The organism is Roseateles microcysteis, from assembly GCF_036880965.1.
In the GTDB taxonomy this organism is placed as follows: Bacteria; Pseudomonadota; Gammaproteobacteria; order Burkholderiales; family Burkholderiaceae_C; genus JAUASW01.
Genome location: NZ_JBAJMV010000003.1, coordinates 1 through 17,226 on the forward strand (window position 1 = coordinate 1; position 17,226 = coordinate 17,226).

13 protein-coding genes are annotated in these 17,226 nt (G+C 66.8%); 9 read left to right on the forward strand and 4 right to left on the reverse strand.

What is annotated here, in order from left to right:
• Positions 1-90: 90 nt before the first annotated feature.
• Positions 91-1,881, reverse strand: coding sequence for a phosphoenolpyruvate--protein phosphotransferase (gene ptsP / locus V3596_RS09020; RefSeq protein ID WP_334277378.1), 1,791 nt, complete (start codon positions 1,879-1,881; stop codon positions 91-93).
• Between the two features lie 107 nt (positions 1,882-1,988).
• On the opposite strand from ptsP, the gene V3596_RS09025 reads away from it, so the two are divergent.
• On the forward strand, positions 1,989-2,819 hold the full coding sequence (locus V3596_RS09025) for a GNAT family N-acetyltransferase (protein WP_334277379.1): 831 nt from the start codon (positions 1,989-1,991) through the stop codon (positions 2,817-2,819).
• A gap of 40 nt (positions 2,820-2,859) precedes the next feature.
• On the opposite strand, the gene V3596_RS09030 is transcribed toward V3596_RS09025, so the two are convergent.
• From V3596_RS09030 to V3596_RS09040, 3 genes are read right to left on the reverse strand one after another with little or no spacing between them, the layout of a single operon-like run.
• On the reverse strand, positions 2,860-3,129 hold the full coding sequence (locus V3596_RS09030; protein ID WP_334277380.1) for an HPr family phosphocarrier protein: 270 nt from the start codon (positions 3,127-3,129) through the stop codon (positions 2,860-2,862).
• Positions 3,130-3,156: 27 nt separating this feature from the next.
• Positions 3,157-3,555, reverse strand: a complete 399-nt coding sequence (locus V3596_RS09035; protein WP_334277381.1) for a PTS sugar transporter subunit IIA — start codon at positions 3,553-3,555, stop codon at positions 3,157-3,159.
• A 7-nt stretch (positions 3,556-3,562) separates the two neighbouring features.
• Complete coding sequence (locus tag V3596_RS09040) at positions 3,563-4,102, reverse strand: hypothetical protein (protein WP_334277382.1); 540 nt, start codon at positions 4,100-4,102, stop codon at positions 3,563-3,565.
• 39 nt (positions 4,103-4,141) lie between these two features.
• On the opposite strand from V3596_RS09040, the gene V3596_RS09045 reads away from it, so the two are divergent.
• The 8 genes from V3596_RS09045 (at position 4,142) to V3596_RS09080 (ending at position 17,225) form a co-directional block, all read left to right on the forward strand.
• Positions 4,142-5,380 carry a CaiB/BaiF CoA transferase family protein gene (locus V3596_RS09045; RefSeq protein WP_334277383.1) on the forward strand — a complete coding sequence of 413 codons (1,239 nt, stop codon included), beginning with the start codon at positions 4,142-4,144 and terminating at the stop codon, positions 5,378-5,380.
• 73 nt (positions 5,381-5,453) lie between these two features.
• Positions 5,454-6,161, forward strand: coding sequence for an alpha/beta fold hydrolase (locus tag V3596_RS09050; protein ID WP_334277384.1), 708 nt, complete (start codon positions 5,454-5,456; stop codon positions 6,159-6,161).
• A gap of 147 nt (positions 6,162-6,308) precedes the next feature.
• A complete protein-coding gene (locus V3596_RS09055) occupies positions 6,309-7,475 on the forward strand; it encodes a sensor histidine kinase family protein (RefSeq protein WP_334277385.1) in 1,167 nt (388 codons plus the stop codon).
• Positions 7,476-7,501: 26 nt separating this feature from the next.
• Positions 7,502-8,011 (forward strand): peroxiredoxin family protein, encoded by a 510-nt coding sequence (locus V3596_RS09060; protein WP_334277386.1) that lies wholly within the window; start codon positions 7,502-7,504, stop codon positions 8,009-8,011.
• A gap of 82 nt (positions 8,012-8,093) precedes the next feature.
• On the forward strand, positions 8,094-9,101 hold the full coding sequence (locus tag V3596_RS09065) for an N-acetylmuramoyl-L-alanine amidase-like domain-containing protein (protein WP_334277387.1): 1,008 nt from the start codon (positions 8,094-8,096) through the stop codon (positions 9,099-9,101).
• A gap of 179 nt (positions 9,102-9,280) precedes the next feature.
• A complete protein-coding gene (locus tag V3596_RS09070) occupies positions 9,281-10,885 on the forward strand; it encodes an efflux RND transporter periplasmic adaptor subunit (protein ID WP_334277388.1) in 1,605 nt (534 codons plus the stop codon).
• Positions 10,886-10,905: 20 nt separating this feature from the next.
• Positions 10,906-14,106 (forward strand): efflux RND transporter permease subunit, encoded by a 3,201-nt coding sequence (locus V3596_RS09075; RefSeq protein WP_334277389.1) that lies wholly within the window; start codon positions 10,906-10,908, stop codon positions 14,104-14,106.
• The gene (locus V3596_RS09080) at positions 14,103-17,225 is read left to right on the forward strand and encodes a multidrug efflux RND transporter permease subunit (RefSeq protein ID WP_334277390.1); all 3,123 of its coding nucleotides are present in this window, start codon (positions 14,103-14,105) and stop codon (positions 17,223-17,225) included. The genes V3596_RS09075 and V3596_RS09080 overlap by 4 nt, the downstream gene beginning before the upstream one ends.
• Position 17,226 lies beyond the last annotated feature (1 nt).

Here is a 17,226-nt window from a genome sequence, read left to right on the forward strand (position 1 = left end):
CCACCCAGATCTGCACTTCGTTTCGAAGCACCGCTCTCAGCAGCGAAGCCCACGACTGTAGCACAAGAATTTCAGGGTTCGGAGAACTTCTCAGTGAAAAGTTCTCACGGCGGCCTGGCCGCCAGTACTCAGCGCCAGTCGTGCCGTCTCCTGGGGGTCTTCACTGGCGAGGATCGCCGGCAGCGCCCCTGCCAGTTTGGCGCTGTCGGCACGCAGGATGCGCTGCTTCACTGAAGGGATCTGCGCCGGGTGCATGGAAAAGCTGCGGAGCCCCATGGACAGGAGGAGATCGGTAAAGGCAGGGTCGCCGGCCATCTCGCCGCAGACGCTGACGGACTTGCCTGCAGCCCGCGCCTGGGCAATGGAACTGGCGATCAGCTGCAATACCGCCGGATGCCAGGGGTCATACAGATGCGCCACCGCCTCATCGGCGCGGTCGATCGCCAGGGTGTACTGAATCAGATCGTTTGTGCCGATGGAAACGAAATCAACATGCTTCAAGAGCAGGGGCAGCATCACGGCGGCCGCCGGAATCTCGATCATCACGCCCAGCTCCACCTTGGTATAGGCATGGCCTGCATCGTTGAGCTGCTGCTGAACCCGCTTGATCGACTCCAGGATCTGCCGAACTTCAGCCAGGTGCGCCACCATTGGTATCAGCAGCCGGATCTTGCCGAAGGCGCTGGCACGGTAGATGGCGCGCAGCTGCTGGCGAAACATGCTCGGCTCGGCCAGGCTCCAGCGGATGGCGCGCAGACCCATGGCCGGGTTGAGCACATGCTCATGCCGCAATTCATTGGCGCTCATGCGGTCCAGCGGTTTGTCGGCGCCGATGTCTACGGTGCGGATGGTCACCGGCATGCCGCGCATCGCCTCCACTGCGGCCTTGTAGGCCTCGAACTGCTCATCCTCGCTGGGCAGCTCGCCATCGCGGTTCATGAACAGGAATTCGCTGCGGAACAGTCCGACCCCGGTCGCCCCGGCCACGACGGCGGCCTCGGCATCGGTTGGCAATTCAATATTGGCATGCAGCTCAATGCGCTCGCCGTCCATCGTCACTGCCGGCGTATGCCGAAGCCGCGCCAGCCGCGCCCGCTCGAGCTCACTCTGACGTTGGCGGAACCGGTACTCTTCCAGGACGATAGGCGAGGGGTCGACGATGACCAGGCCCGAATCGCCATCGATGATGACCCAGTCGTCCTGGCGGATCAGCCGGCTGGCCTCGCGAGTGCCGACCACGGCCGGAATATCCAGGCTGCGCGCGACGATGGCCGTGTGTGAGGTCTTGCCGCCGATGTCGGTGATGAAACCATGGAACACGCTGCGTTTGAACTGCAGCATGTCAGCGGGCGCTATGTCGGCCGCCACCAAGAGCAGCGGATCTTCGCCCGCGAAGTCGCGCTGGGTCACGCTGGCCGCGCCACGCGGCGTCTTGCCAGACTCGGCAGCCAATGCATCCAGGATGCGCTCGACCACCTGCTCAAGGTCAGCCTTGCGCTCGCGCAGATAGTCGTCTTCCATCTCGTCGAACTGACGGGCCAGCACTTCGAGCTGGGCCGAAAGCGCCCACTCGGCGTTGTAGTGGCGATCGACGATCCACTGCTTGGTGGCGCCAGTGAGGGCCTCGTCATGCAGAAGCATCAGGTGCACGTCCAGCAGCGCGGCCAGCTCGTGCGGCGCATCTTCAGGCAGGTCCACCTTCAGCGCTGACAACTCGCGCGCCACCTCGTCGCGTGCCCGCAGGCAGCGGGCAATCTCGGCCTCGATATCGGCCTCGTTGATGAAGTAATGCGCCACGTCAAGCCGGCTCGATGCCACGAGCACGGCCCGGCCGATGGCCACGCCGCGAGAAACCGGAATGCCGAAGACCTGAAAGCTCATGCGCCGAATGTAGCAGTGCCCTGCGTCATCAGTTCGTAACTGCCCGGTCACAGGCGCGTCATTGCATGCACCGAGCATCTGGTCATCTCAGCCATCGAAGCCAAGCCATGCGAGATCTGCCCCTGCCAACCCTGCCCTTTGCCGAGCTGAACAGCGCGGACCGGAGGTCACTTCCAGCAGCGTTGCCGCAAACTTTTACGGCGCCTCGGCTCGATGTGGCCTGGGCCCGCACGCAAGAGGATCTGATGCAGGCTCAGGCCCTGCGCTACCAGGTGTTTGTCGGCGAGATGGGAGCGCAGCTTTCACCGCCACCGGGCACGCCAGACGGCCTGGATGTTGACCGCTTCGACGCCTTCTGCGAGCACCTGCTGGTGCGCGCGGTCCAGGCCGACGGTCGACCTGGCCAAGTGATCGGCACCTACCGGGTGCTGACGCCGGACGCCGCACGCCGCGCCGGCGGCCTCTACAGCGAGACCGAGTTCGACTTGTCGCCGCTGGCCAGCCTGCGCTCGCGCATGGTCGAGCTGGGCCGATCCTGCGTGCATCCCGACCATCGCTCCGGCGGCGCCATCATGGCGCTGTGGGGCGCCCTGGGTGAATTCATGCAGCGCAACAACCTGGACACCATGATTGGCTGCGCCAGCGTCAGCATGCGCGACGGTGGCCACTATGCGGCCAGCCTGTGGAAGCGCCTGCAGCAAACCCATCTGGCCGCGCCCGAATGGCAGGTTCAGCCCCGGCTGGCCCTGCCGGTTGCCGATCTGGAGCAGGGCCTGGAGGCCGAGGCGCCCCCGCTGATCAAGGGCTATCTGCGCTGCGGTGCCCGGGTGCTTGGCGCTCCAGCCTGGGACCCGGACTTCAACACCGCCGACCTGCCGCTGATGATGCGCATCCAGGACCTGCCAGCACGCTACCGCCGGCATTTCCTCGGCGAATGAGGTCAGCGGAAGGTCTTAGGGCTTTTCACCAGAGGCCAACCTATTGGCCTTCACCAAACTTGTCGTCAACCAGTGCCTTGATCGCATCCTGAGCGGCCTGCTCGTCCGGCCCTTCGGTTTCCAGCTCCACCTGGGAGCCGAGGCCGGCTGCCAGCATCATCACGCCCATGATGCTCTTGGCATTCACCCGGCGGGTGCCGCGGCTCATGAAGACCTCACACTTGAAACTGCTGGCCAGCTTGGTCAGCTTGGCCGAGGCGCGGGCATGCAGGCCCAGCTTGTTGCTGATGGTGAGCGTCGTTTTGATCATCGGCAGGCAGGCTTCTTCTAGTTCGGGTCAGGTGGATTCCGGATTGATGGGGGCAACCGGGGTGATGCCCCGGCCACCACCTTCGATGGCCCGCTGGGCAAGCGCGTCCAGCGGTTCGGCTGAGTAGCACAGGGTGCGCCAGAGCATTGGCACATTGACGCCGCTGACGATGCGCACCTGTTCGCCGAGCAGACGTTGTGCAGCATTGCAGGGCGTGGCGCCCGCCACATCGGTGAGCACCAGGATCTCTTCGGCGCCCGCTTCCGCCAGCAGCGCACGGGCGCGGCTCTCGACCTCGTCGGCCGACATTTCGGGCTCGACGTCCAGCGCAGTCAGTTGCGGCGCGCAGCTGGGGAAGGTGTGCTCGGCCACGGTTCGCAGCGCAGAGGCCAGCGGCGCGTGGGCGATCAGGAGCAGATGAGTCATGGCTGGATTATCGAGCCTGGGGCTCACCAAGTTTGAGCGAGCCCAGAAAACCCTCCCAGGCGGCCGCGTCGGCCCGCGGGCCGATCATCAGCAACTGGTAGACCCGCAGGCCACGGGCAAACACGGCCAGCCGCGCTTGTTGCCCTTTGCCATTCGGCGCTCCGAGTGAAAGGCTCACTGCCTCGGTGCCTGGCGTCATGCCGATCAATTGCAAGGCCTGCGGCTCGCCTGCCGGCAACTTCGTGCCAGCGATGACGGCTTCCTTCATCTGCTTCAGGGCAGGATTGGACTGCGCAGGATCCGGCACGTCCGACCAGGAGAGGCTGAATCCCAGGCCCGCCGCCTCGCAGCGCGCCAGGCCCATGCGCGCTTCGGCCGGCGCACCCGGCTCGCTCAAGGCTCGCGTCTGCTGCTCGGGCTTGCAGGGGAACATCAGGAGCAGGTCCGTGCCCTCGGGCCGCACCTCGCGCCAGTTCAGACTGGGGGCGCAGGCCGCCAGCAGCGTCACCAGCAACAAGGGCAAGATTGATCGGAACAGGGTCGGCATTGCCCGATTATCCAGGCCCGCTGCCGCACAATCGCCGCCATGACGAGCCCTCTTTCGCCCCAAGCCCTGGCCGGTGTACGCGTGCTGGATCTTTCCCGCGTGCTGGCGGGCCCCTGGTGCACCCAGACCCTGGCCGATCTCGGCGCCGATGTGATCAAGGTCGAACGCCCCGGCGGCGGCGACGACACCCGCAGCTGGGGCCCGCCCTATCTGAAGGACAGTCAAGGCGCCGATACCTCGGAGGCCGCCTACTACCTCGGCGCCAACCGCAACAAGCGCTCCATCGCCATCGACATCGCCAACCCCGAGGGCCAGGCCCTGATCAAGCGCCTGGCCACGCAGTGCGACGTGCTGGTCGAGAACTTCAAGGTCGGCGACCTGGCCCGCTACGGGCTGGACGCGGAGACGCTGCGCGCGATCAACCCGGGTCTCGTCGTCTGCTCGATCACCGGCTTCGGCCAGACCGGTCCCTACCAGGACCGCGCCGGCTACGACTACGCGATCCAGGGCATCGGCGGCCTGATGAGCGTGACCGGCGAGCGCGACGACCTGCCTGGCGGCGGGCCGCAGAAGGTGGGCGTGGCGGTGGCCGATCTGTTCACCGGCCTCTATTCGACCGTGGCCATCCTCGCTGCCCTGCGCCACCGCGACGCGACGGGCCAGGGCCAGGTGATCGACATGGCGCTGCTGGACACCCAACTGGCCATGCTGGCCAACCTTGGCAGCAACTACCTCTGCACCGGCAAGGCGCCGGGCCGCATGGGCAACGCGCACCAGAACATCGTGCCCTACCAGGTGTTCGAATGCAGCGACGGCCATTTGATACTCGCCGTCGGCAACGACGGTCAGTTCGCAAAGTTCTGCGAGATCGCCGGCCGCCCGGACTGGGCGCAAGACCCGCGCTTTGCCCGCAACGCAGACCGCGTGCGCAACCGCGAGGTCCTGGTGCCCGAGATCGCAGCAGCCATCAAGACCCGAACCCGGGCCGAGTGGCTGGGTGCGCTGGAAGCAGCCAAGGTGCCTTGCGGCGCGATCAACAATCTGGCCGAAGCCTTTGCCGACCCGCATGTCCAGGCCCGAGAGATGACGGTGGCGATGGAACACCCCTTGAGCGACAGGCTCAAGCTGGTCGCCAGCCCGATCAAGCTGTCGGCCACACCGGTGCAGTACCGGCATGCGCCGCCACTGCTGGGTCAGCACACGGCGGAACTGCTGGCCGAGCTGGGCTTGAGCGAACCTGAAATCCACGCGCTGAGCGAGAAACGGGTCGTCGCATGAACGCAGCGCCGGGCCGCCCCAAGCAAGTTCGCTCCCGCTGTGGGCGGCAGGCCGCAGGCCGAAGGGTGCCCCAATGAGTGATTTCGTTCTGGTCGGCGGCGCCTGGCATGGCGCGTGGTGCTGGAAGCGTGTGCTGCCTATGCTCTGGTCGGCCGGCCACCGCGCGTTTGCCGTCAGTCTCAGCGGCGTTGGCGAGCGCGCCCATCTTTTGAGCCCGGCCATCAATCTCTCCACCCATATCACCGACGTGCAAGCGGTGATCGAGGCCGAAGAGCTGCAAGGCGCGATCCTGGTCGGCCACAGCTATGCCGGCCTGGTCATCACCGGCGTGGCAGACCGTGTCCATGAGCGCCTGGCGGCCCTGGTCTATCTGGATGCGGTCGTGCCGCAGCCGGGCGAAAGCTGGGCCAGCCGCAACCCGCCGGAGACGCAGGTCGAGCGCCGCGCGGCGATTGCCGCCACCGGCGTGATTGCTCCGGCACCGGCCAGCGCTTTCGGCCTGACGGGAGCGGATGCGGAGTGGGTGAACCGCCGCCAGACACCGCAACCCGGCGGCGTTTACGACGAGCCCCTGAACTTCGACGCAAACCGCTGGGCGGCTCTGCCGCGCCACTTCATTTCCTGCATCGACCCCGCCCTGCCCACGGTTGCCGCCTCCCGCCAAAGGGTACGAGAACAGCCCGGATGGCAGGTCCGGGAGCTCGCGACGGGCCACGACGCCATGGTCAGCGCCCCCACTCATTTGAGTGCCGCCTTGCTGGAGATAGCCGGAAAAGCGTGATCGATTGCGCACGCTGAAGAGCACTTCCGTGCGGTCTGCAGATCGCCCCCGGGGACGGGGGATGGACGCTCCCTGGGGCAACCGGGACCATGCGCCCAATTCGACCTTTGTTACAAATTCCTTCACGGGGCTGCTTGCAGCTCTCCCATGTCCAGCCAACCGCCCGCACCGCCGCCAGCTCCACCCGCCGCAGCCAATGACGTGCTGCATGGGCCGAGCCATGCCCAGTGGGCGGACATCGTGCAGCAGCTCGGCGCCGAGATTGCCGGTCCGCTGAGCACGGCGCTGGAACGCATCCACAACCTGATCAGCACCGGCCAGATCGACCGGCAGAGCCTGCGCTCCCTGCGCGAGAGCGTGGCCCAGGCGCGCGAGTCCGGCATGGTGGGCCAACAGCTGGCCCGACTGGCCTCGGGGCGCCTGCGCCTGTCGCGCGAGCGGCTGCACCTCACCCAGGTGCTGCGCGGCGTGCTGGCGCACCGCAGCCGCGAGACGCAGGCCCGCGGCATCCAGGTGCGCCAGGCACTCAAGCCAATCGAGATCATGGGCGACGGCGCCCTGCTGTTCTCGCTGCTCAATGCCTTGATGGACTGGGCACTGGCCAGCACGCATTCCTCCATCGACCTGCGGCTGGAGCTGAGCTCCTGGCCCGCCAAGGCGCGCCTGAGCTGCCGCTTTGCCCACCGTTCGCTGGAACTGATCACGGACGCTCGCGGCCAAGGCGAGGCGCCGAGCCGGCTCGATTCGTTGGCCTGGCGCCTGGTGGAACAGACCGCCTTGACCATGGGCATCCTGCCGCTGCGCGAGGACGAGGCCGGCATCACGATGCTGACGCTGGAATTCCCGCACACCGTGGGAGAAGAGCCCGGCATGAGCGCCGTCGAGGCGCCGCCCCCAGTCGAGCCGAGCCCGCGAGACTTCCATCCTTCGGCCAATTCCAAGCCCCTGGCAGGCAGCCATCTGCTGATCATCTCGCCACGGCGCGAGTTGCGTTCGCAAGTGCAGGACGCTGTGCGCCACATGGGCCTGATCATCGACATGGTCGGCACCGTCGACGAAGCCGCGCAGTTCTGCCTTGAAGGCCTGCCGCACGGCATCGTCTACGAGGCCGCCGCCCGCAGCGAGGCGCTGGCCGAGCTCCGTAGCGAAGTGCTGCGGGAGGTGCCCTCCTTCAGCTTCATCGAGGTGCTGGACGAAGAGCACATCACCCAGCTCTCCACCGCCACGGCAGACGGCATTGCGCGAATTTCGCGCAAGCATCTGGTCGATGCCCTGCCGTCAATGCTGCTCTTTGAGTTCTCGAAAGCGCTCTGAGCGCACAGCGAATAGACTTGCGGGCCATGAAGCTGCCCCGATTCCTCGCCCCCCTGCTGCTGATCGCCGTGCTGGCCGTGGGCGCGGCCCTGGCCTACCGCAGCCTGCTCGTGAAACCGCAGGCGCCCAGCGTCGACTATGTGCTGCTGGATGGCAGCAAGCTCAACTCGGCGCAATGGGCCGGCAAGGTGACCCTCGTGAACTTCTGGGCCACCAGTTGCTCCACCTGCGTGCATGAGATGCCGCAGATCGTCGCCACGCACGAGAAGTTCAAGGCGCGCGGCTACGACACCCTGGCCGTGGCCATGAGCTACGACCCGCCGGCCTTCGTGGCCAGCTTTGCCGAGAGCCGCAAGCTGCCCTTCGGCGTCGCCATAGACAACACAGGCAGTGTGGCCCAAGCCTTCGGCAAGGTGCAGCTGACACCGACAACCTTCCTGATCAACAAGCGCGGCGAGATCGTCAAGAAGTACGTGGGCGAGCCCGACTTCAATGCCCTGCATGCGCTGGTCGAGCAGCTGCTGGCCGAAAGCTGATCTGCTCAGATCTTCAGCCCGGGTTATGGCTGGCCCATGAGTTCTCATGGCGGGTCGACCCGGCTTGAATGACACTGCCGCGATGAAGATCGCTGCCCCTCCCACGCTCGTCACAGCCGCCATCGCCCTGCTGCTTGCAGGCTGCGCCACGTCTCCTGCGCCTGTCATTGCACCGCGCATCGAAGCAACGGCCGTCCAGCTGGAGGCAGCACGCCGCGTGGCCCTGCCGCCCGAGCAACTGAGCGAGATGCTCAACAAGCCCTGGCACAAGATGCAGCCCGCCGAGCTCGGCCGCTTCCTGGGCTGGCAGCAGCTCGACCAGCCGCTGCTGCGCCAGCGCGTGGCCGCCCTGGCGCGCAAGAACATCGGCCAGCCCTACGAGCTCTATCTGCTGGGCGAGTTCCCCTACGAGACCTACGACTCGCAGCCGCTGTTCAGCCTGGCCAAGAGCGATTGCGTGGTCTTCGTCGAGCATGTCTATGCCATGGCGCTGAGCGCCTCCTGGGAAGAGTTCTTCTGGATGCTGCAGCGCATCCGCTATCGCGATGGCGTGATCGGCGCGGCGACGCGCAACCACTACACCGAGGCCGACTGGAACCCGGCCAACAGCTGGCTGGTGACCGACATCACCAAGGAACTGGCCGGCGACAAGGTGACGCCCTACCGCCAGCGCATCGACCGCAAGGCCTTCCTGAAGAAGCAGTTCAAGATCGAACGGGACATCCCGGTCCAGCAGTTCGACGATGTGTTCGTGCCCAAGGAGGCCGTGGCGCAGATCGAAGCCGGCCTGCAGGAAGGCGACTTCGTCAACGTGATCTCGGGCAAGGATGGCGGCTATTGGGCCTCGCATGTGGGCCTGATCGTGCTGGGCAAGGACGGCAACCGCCACATCCTGCATTCGGCCGAGCCCGAGGTGCGCGAGGAGACACTGCAGGGCTTCATCGCCCGCCTGGCCGAGCGCGACGCCCGCAATGCCGGCCAGAACAAGGCCAGCCTGGCCGGCTTCAAGTTCCTGCGCCTGAACGAGGCGCCCCAGGCGCCGCCGATGGCGCCCCAGCCCCGGCCCGCCCGCCCCGCGCTGCTGGGTTGAAATGCCGGGGCGCGCTCTGCGCCCCAGCTTTGCGCTACTTTTCATAGCAGCCAAGCCCAAGCGACCCTGCCCCGGGTAGAGTCGCTGGCATCCGCCTGGCCCGCTTTGTGCACCCTGCCTGCGCGCCTCGCATGAGGCACAGGCCAGGATGGCTTCGCCCAGAACAATCCACAAAAAACATGCCTTACGTCATGCCCATCCTGACCCACAGCCCCCTTGCCGCCCGCCATGCCCAATCGGGTGCCATCCGCGGCTGGACTCTTGCTACCGTGCTGCTGGCTGCCCTGGCCGCCGGCGCCGGCATCGGCTGGTGGGGCAAGGGGCAGAGCAGCGCTGCGGCAGCGGCGGGCACACCCGCCTCGGGTGCCAGTGCGCCAGGTGCCCCGGGCCAAGGCGGCCCTGGCGGCCCGGGTTCCCGCCGTTTTGGCGGCGCCAACCGCATCCAGCCGGTCTCGGTGCAGGCGGTGCGCAAGCAGGACATCCGCGTGATGGTCAGTGCGGTCGGCACCTTCGCCGCGGCCAACACCACCATCGTGCGGCCGCAGGTCAGCGGCGTGCTGCAAGCGCTGCAGTTCACAGAAGGCCAGCAGGTCAAGGCAGGCCAGCAGCTCGCCCAGATCGACCCGCGCGCCTTGCAGGCATCGCTGGCCCAGGTTGAAGGCACGCTGGCCCGCGACAAGGCCAACCTCGACAACGCTCGCATCGACCTGGCCCGCTACCGCGAGCTCTTGAGCAAGGACGCCATCGCCAAGCAGCAGCTCGACACCCAGGAAGCCCTGGTGCGCCAGCTCGAAGGCACGGTCAAGGCCGGCCAGGCCAATGTGGACAGCGCGCGACTGCAGCTCTCTTACACCAAGGTCAGCGCACCCATCCCGGGCCGCGTCGGCCTGAAGCAGGCGGACCTCGGCAATGTGGTGAGCCCGGGCGACAGCGCCGGCATTGTCACGATCACACAGACCCGCCCGATCGCATTGGTGTTCTCGGTGCCCTCAAGCCAGCTGCCGCAGATCAACGCCAAGCTGCGCGCCAAACAGCCCTTGATGGTCGAAGCGCTGGACCGCAACGGCAACAAGTTCCTGGCCCGCGGCCAGGTCGCCACCGCCGACAACGCCATCGACCTGTCGACCGACACGATCAAGCTCAAGGCCCTGTTCGCCAACAGCGACGACAACCTCTATCCGAACCAGGCCGTCAGCGTGCGTCTGCAGCTCGACACGCAGTCGGATTCGATGGCCGTGCCGCAAGCCGCCGTGCTGCGCGGTTCGCAGGGCTTCTATGTCTATGTGGTCAGCGCCGAGAACGTGGTCAGCACCCGCGTGGTGAAGCCGGGCGCCGCAGACGGTGACTGGGTCGCTGTCGAAGGCCAGCTCGAAGTCGGCGAGAAGGTCGTCATCGACGGTGTCGATCGCTTGCGCGACGGTGCCAAGGTCGAAGTGATCGCGGCCGACCCGCGCCAGCGCCAGGGCGCGACCGGCGGTGGCCGCCGCCGTGGTGGTGGTAGCGGCGCTCCAGGCGCGGCCAGCGGTGCCGGCCCCGGCGCTGCGCCGGCGATGCCTGGCGCCTCGGCGCCTCGTGGCGAGCGTTCGGGCAAGGCGGCGGCTGGCGCCAGCGCGCCCAGGACCGCTGTTGCGGCTGCTGCCGGTGGCGACGAGCGTCCGGCTTGGCTGGACCGCCTGCCGCCCGAGGTGCAGGAGAAGTTCATGAAGATGAACAAGGAAGAGCGCGAGGCCTGGATCGCCCAGCGCCGCGCCGAGCGCGCCAAGCGCGAAGCCGCAGGCAATTGATTGACTGACGGCAGCCAGCGATGAATCCCTCACGTCCCTTTATCGAGCGGCCGGTCGCGACCTCGCTCCTGATGCTGGCCATCCTGCTGGCCGGCTTGCTCGCCTACCGGCTCTTGCCACTCTCGGCCCTGCCCGAGGTCGACTATCCGACCATCCAGGTCGTCACGCTCTACCCCGGCGCCAGCCCCGACGTGATCTCCACCACGGTCACGGCGCCGCTGGAGCGCCAGTTCGGTCAGATGCCGGGCTTGAACCAGATGACGTCGAGCAGCTCGGGCGGCGCCTCGGTGATCACCCTGCGCTTCTCGCTGGGCCTGGAGCTCGACGTGGCCGAGCAGGAAGTGCAGGCCGCCATCAATGCCGGCAGCAACCTCCTGCCCAATGACCTGCCCATGCCGCCGGTCTACAGCAAGGTCAACCCGGCCGACGCGCCGGTGCTGACGATTGCCGTCACCTCGCCTTCGCTGCCTGTCGTCAAGGTGCATGACCTGGCCGAGAACCGCCTCGCGCCCAAGCTCTCGCAAGTCGAAGGCGTGGGCCTGGTGAGCATTGCCGGCGGCCGCCGCCCGGCCGTGCGCATTCAAGCGAACCCGCAGGCGCTGGCCACGCTGGGACTGTCGATGGACGACGTGCGCTCGGCCATTGCCGCGGCCAACGTCAACCAGGCCAAGGGCAGCTTCGACGGCTCGCAACGCGCTTCCACCATCGATGCCAACGATCAGCTGAAGTCCGCCGCCGAATATCAGGACCTGGTGATCGCCTGGAAGAACGGCAACCCGCTGCGCCTGAAGGACGTGGCGCAGATCGTGGACGACGCCGAGAACCTGCGCCTCGCCGCCTGGGCCGACAACGTTCCGGGCGTGATCCTGAACGTGCAGCGTCAGCCCGGCGCGAACGTGATCCAGACGGTGGACCGCGTGAAAGCCCTGCTGCCCAAGCTGCAGGCCACGCTGCCGGCCTCCATCGATGTGCAGGTGATCTCTGACCGCACGACGACGATCCGCGCTTCGGTGCAAGACACACAGTTCGAGCTGCTGCTGGCCATCGCGCTCGTCGTGATGGTGATCTTCATCTTCCTGCGCAGCGGCGCCGCGACACTGATCCCGAGCGTGGCCGTGCCTCTGTCCCTGGTCGGCACCTTCGGCGTGATGTACATGGCCGGCTTCTCGATCAACAACCTGACGCTGATGGCGCTGACCATCTCGACCGGCTTCGTGGTGGACGACGCCATCGTGATGATTGAAAACATCGCGCGGAATCTCGAAGAGATGGAGCGCGATGTTTCGGCACAGGCCAACTTGGCCGAGGGCCAAGTCAAGGGCGCGGATGCGCCCGGCCGGCGCCAAAACATCGTCATGGAGGCCGCGCTGAAGGGCTCCAAGCAGATCGGCTTCACCATCATCTCGCTGACGGTGTCGCTGATCGCCGTGCTGATACCGCTGCTCTTCATGGGCGATGTGGTGGGCCGGCTGTTCCACGAGTTCGCGATCACGATGGCGGTGGCCATCCTGATCTCGGCCTTCGTCTCGCTGACGCTGACGCCGATGATGAGCGCGCGCCTGCTGCGCCCGGAGAGCCAGCACAAGCACAGCAAGCTGGGCGACTGGTTCGGCCGCTGGTTCGATAACCTGGTCGCGTCCTATGGCCGCGGCCTGGACTGGGTGCTCGACCGGCCGCGCAGCACGCTGCTGGTGTTCGCCGCCACGATCGGCCTGACCGGGCTGCTCTACATGGCCGTGCCCAAGGGCTTCTTCCCCTTGCAGGACACCGGCCTGATCCAGGTCATCACCGAGGCCACGCAGAGCAGCTCCTTCGCTGCGATGTCGGAGCGCCAGCAGAAGCTGGCCGAGATCATCCTGAAGGACGAAGACGTCGACCATGTGGCCTCCTTCATCGGCGTGGACGGTGCGAACGCAACGCTCAGCACCGGCCGCATGCAGATCACGCTGAAGCCCTTCGAGCACCGCACGGCCTCGGCCAGCGAGATCATCCAGCGTCTGAACGAAGCGACCTCCAGGCTGCCGGGCATCACCGCCTATATGCAGCCGGTGCAGGACCTGACGATTGAAGACCGCGTGTCCAAGACGCAGTACCAGTTCCTGCTCAGCTCGCCGGACGCCAAGGACCTGAGCGATTCAACGGAAGCCCTGATTGCGCGCCTGAAAACGCTGCCGCAGCTGGCCGACGTGGCCAGCGATCTGCAGGACCAGGGCTTGCAGGCCTATCTGCAGATCGACCGTGAGGCGGCCGGCCGCATGGGCGTCTCGGTGGCGGCCATCGACACGGCGCTCTACAACGCCTTCGGCCAGCGCCTGATCTCGACCATCTACACGCAGAGCAGCCAGTACCGCGTGGTGCTGGAAGCGGCGCCCGAGTTCCGCCAGGGCCCACGCTCCATCGAAGGCCTGTACGTGCCGGGCAGCAAGCAAAACGCGAACGGCGGCAGTTCGACGGTGCAGGTCCCCTTGAGCTCGGTGGCCCGGATCGTGGAGCGCCCGGCGGCGCTGGCGATCAATCACGTGGCCCAGTTCCCGGCGGCCACGATCTCGTTCAATCTGGCGCCCGGCGCCTCGCTGGGCGATGCGGTCGATGCAATCCACAAGGAGCAGGCGGCGCTGGACTTCCCGCCCAGCGTGGAAACCAGCTTCCAGGGCGCGGCCGAGGCCTTCCGTTCCTCGCTGACCAGCACGCTGCTGCTGATCCTGGCGGCCGTGGTGACCATGTACATCGTGCTGGGCGTGCTCTACGAGAGCTATGTGCATCCGATCACGATCTTGTCCACCCTGCCCTCGGCTGGCGTTGGCGCGCTGCTGGCGCTGCTGGCAGCGCGGCTGGACCTGGGCATCGTGGCCATCATCGGCATCGTGCTCCTGATCGGCATCGTCAAGAAGAACGCGATCATGATGATCGACTTCGCCCTCGAGGCCGAACGCGAGATGGGCATGGCGCCGCGTGACGCGATCCACAAGGCCTGCCTGCTGCGCTTCCGCCCCATCCTGATGACGACGATGGCGGCCCTGCTGGGCGCGCTGCCGCTGATGCTGGGCACGGGTGTCGGCCATGAGCTGCGCCATCCGCTGGGCGTGACCATGGTCGGCGGCCTGATCGTCAGCCAGCTGCTCACGCTGTTCACCACGCCGGTGATCTATCTGGGCTTTGCCAACCAGCTCAACCGGCTGAAGGCCTGGCGTGCGCGCCGTGCGGTGCCGGTGGCCACATGAATATTTCTGCCCCGTTCATCGCGAGGCCGGTGGCCACGACGCTGATCACGGCGGGCGTGGCCCTGGCTGGCATCCTGGCGTTCCAGCTGCTGCCCATTGCGCCGTTGCCGCAGGTGGACTTCCCGACCATCTCGGTCAGCGCCGGCCTGCCGGGCGCGAGCCCGGACACCATGGCGGCCACGGTCGCCACGCCGCTGGAGCGGGCGCTGGGCAGCATTGCCGGCGTCACCGAGATCACCTCGCGCTCGTCGCTGGGCTCGGCCAATGTCACCTTGCAGTTCGACCTCAGCCGCGACATCAATGGCGCGGCCCGCGATGTGCAGGCCGCCATCAACGCGGCCCGCACGCTCCTGCCCACCGGCATGCCCGGCAATCCGACCTACCGCAAGGTGAACCCGTCGGACGCGCCGATCATGATCCTGTCCTTGACGTCGGCCACGCTGACGCGCGGCCAGATGTACGACGCAGCCTCCACCGTGCTCGCGCAGCGGCTGTCGCAGGTCAAGGGTGTGGGCCAGGTGAATGTGGGCGGCGGCGCGCTGCCGGCGGTGCGCGTGGAATTGAATCCGGACAAGCTGGCCTCCGCCGGCATCTCGCTGGACGCAGTCCGCCAGGCCATCACCAACACCAATGCCAACCGGCCCAAGGGATCGGTGGAAGAAGGCGACCGCTACTGGCAGGTCGGCGCGAACGACCAGGCCCGCACCGCAGCCGACTACGCGCCGGTGGTGCTGAGCTATCGCAATGGCGCCTCGATCCGGCTGCGCGACGTGGCCGAGGTCAGCGATTCGGTACAGGACATCCGCAACTACGGCGCCGCCAACGGCAAGCCCTCGGTGCTGCTGTTCGTGCAGAAGGAGCCGGGCGCCAACATCATCGAGACGGTTGAACGGGTGTACGAGGTGCTGCCGCGCCTGAAGTCCTCGATACCGCCGGCCATCGACCTGAAAGTGGTCAGCGACCGCACGCCGACGATCCGCGCCTCGCTGCAGGAAGTGGAGCGGGCCATGGCCATCTCGGTGGGCCTGGTGATCCTGGTCGTGCTCCTGTTCCTGCGCAACTGGCGTGCCACGCTCCTGCCGGCGGTGGCCGTGCCGGTGTCGCTGTGCGGCACCTTCGGCGTGATGTACCTCTGCGGCTACAGCCTGGACAACCTTTCGGCCATGGCGCTCACCGTGGCCACCGGCTTTGTCGTGGACGATGCCATCGTGGTGCTGGAGAACATCAGCCGCTATATCGAACGCGGCATGAAGCCGCGCGAGGCGGCGCTGCGCGGCGCCAAGGAGATCGGCTTCACCGTGGTCTCGATCAGCCTGTCGCTGATCGCCGTCTTCATCCCCATCCTGATGATGGGCGGCGTGGTGGGCCGGCTGTTCCGCGAGTTCGCCGTGGTGCTGTCCTCGGCCATCCTGGTGTCGATGCTGGTGTCGCTCACCACCACACCGATGATGGCGGCGGTGCTGCTGAAGGCGCGCGACCACGCGCCGAAGAAGCCCGGCCGTATCGCTCGGATCGCCAACCGCTTCAACCGCGCAGTGCTGCGCGGCTATCAGCGCTCGCTGGTCTGGACGCTGCGCCATCAGCCGGTGGCGCTACTGTCGCTGGCGGCCGTGATCGGCCTGAACATCCATCTCTATGGCGTGATACCGAAGGCCTTCTTCCCGCAGCAGGACACCGGCGTCATCGTTGGTGGCGTGCAGGCCGACCAGGGCAGCTCCTTCCAGATGATGCGGCAACGGGTGGACACCTTCATGGCCATCATCAAGGAAGACCCGGCGGTGGAAAACGTCAACGGTTTCACCGGCGGCGGCCAGCGCAACGGCGCCAATTTCTATGTCGCCCTGAAGCCGCTGGCCGAGCGCGGCGTGTCTGCCGACACGGTGGTGAACCGGCTGCGCGAGAAGCTCTCGCATGAGCCGGGCGCCAACCTCTTCCTGGTGCCGGTGCAGGACATCCGCATCGGCGGCCGCCAGGCCAATGCAGCCTACCAGTACACGCTGCAGGCCGACGCGCTGGAAGACCTGCGCACCTGGGAGCCACGCGTGCGCAACGCGCTGTCGCGCCTGAACGAGCTCACCGACGTCAACACAGACCAGCAGGACAAGGGCCTGCAGACCTCGATCATCATCGACCGCGAAGCAGCAGCGCGATTGGGCGTGACCGTGAGCAATCTCGACATCACGCTCAACAACGCCTTCGGCCAGCGCCAGGTCGGCGTGATCTACAACCCGCTGAATCAGTACCGCGTGGTGATGGAGCTGGCGCCCGAATACCTGCAGGGGCCCGAGACGCTCAAGCAGCTCTATGTCCTGAGTCGCACGGGGGCGCAGGTGCCGCTGGCCGCCTTCACCAAGGTGGAGACGACCAACACGCCGCTGTCGGTCAATCACCAGGGCGGTGCGCCGGCCTCGACGATCAGCTTCAACCTGCCACCGGGCGTGTCGCTCTCCGAAGCCACCGCCGCCATCAACAACGCCATGGCCGAGCTGGGCGTGCCGGTGTCGGTGCGCGGCACGTTTGCCGGCACGGCCAATGCGTTCCAGGCGGCGCTCGCCAGCCAGCCCATCCTGATCCTCGCCGCCGTGATCACCATCTATCTGGTGCTGGGCATGCTGTACGAGAGCCTGGTGCATCCGGTGACGATCCTGTCCACCTTGCCCTCGGCCGGCGTGGGCGCGCTGCTGGCGCTGCAGCTCTTCAACACCGAGTTCTCGATCATTGCCTTCATCGGCGTGATTCTCTTGATCGGCATCGTCAAGAAGAACGCGATCATGATGATCGACTTCGCAATCGAGCGGCAGAAGGGCGACAAAGGTGGCAGCAGCGTGGGCGCCGGTGCGGCCATCTTCCGGGCTGCCAAGCTGCGCGTGCGCCCGATCCTGATGACCACCTTTGCCGCCATCTTCGGCGCCGTGCCGCTGGCACTGGGCACCGGTGACGGCGCCGAACTGCGCCAGCCGCTGGGCATCGCCATCGTCGGTGGCCTGATCCTCAGCCAGCTGTTGACGCTCTACACCACACCGGTCGTCTACGTGCTGATGGACAAGCTGCGCTGGCGCCAGCGCCGCAAGGCACGCGCTGCTGCTGCTGCCGCCACGATCCAAGTCTCACCTGCCTGAG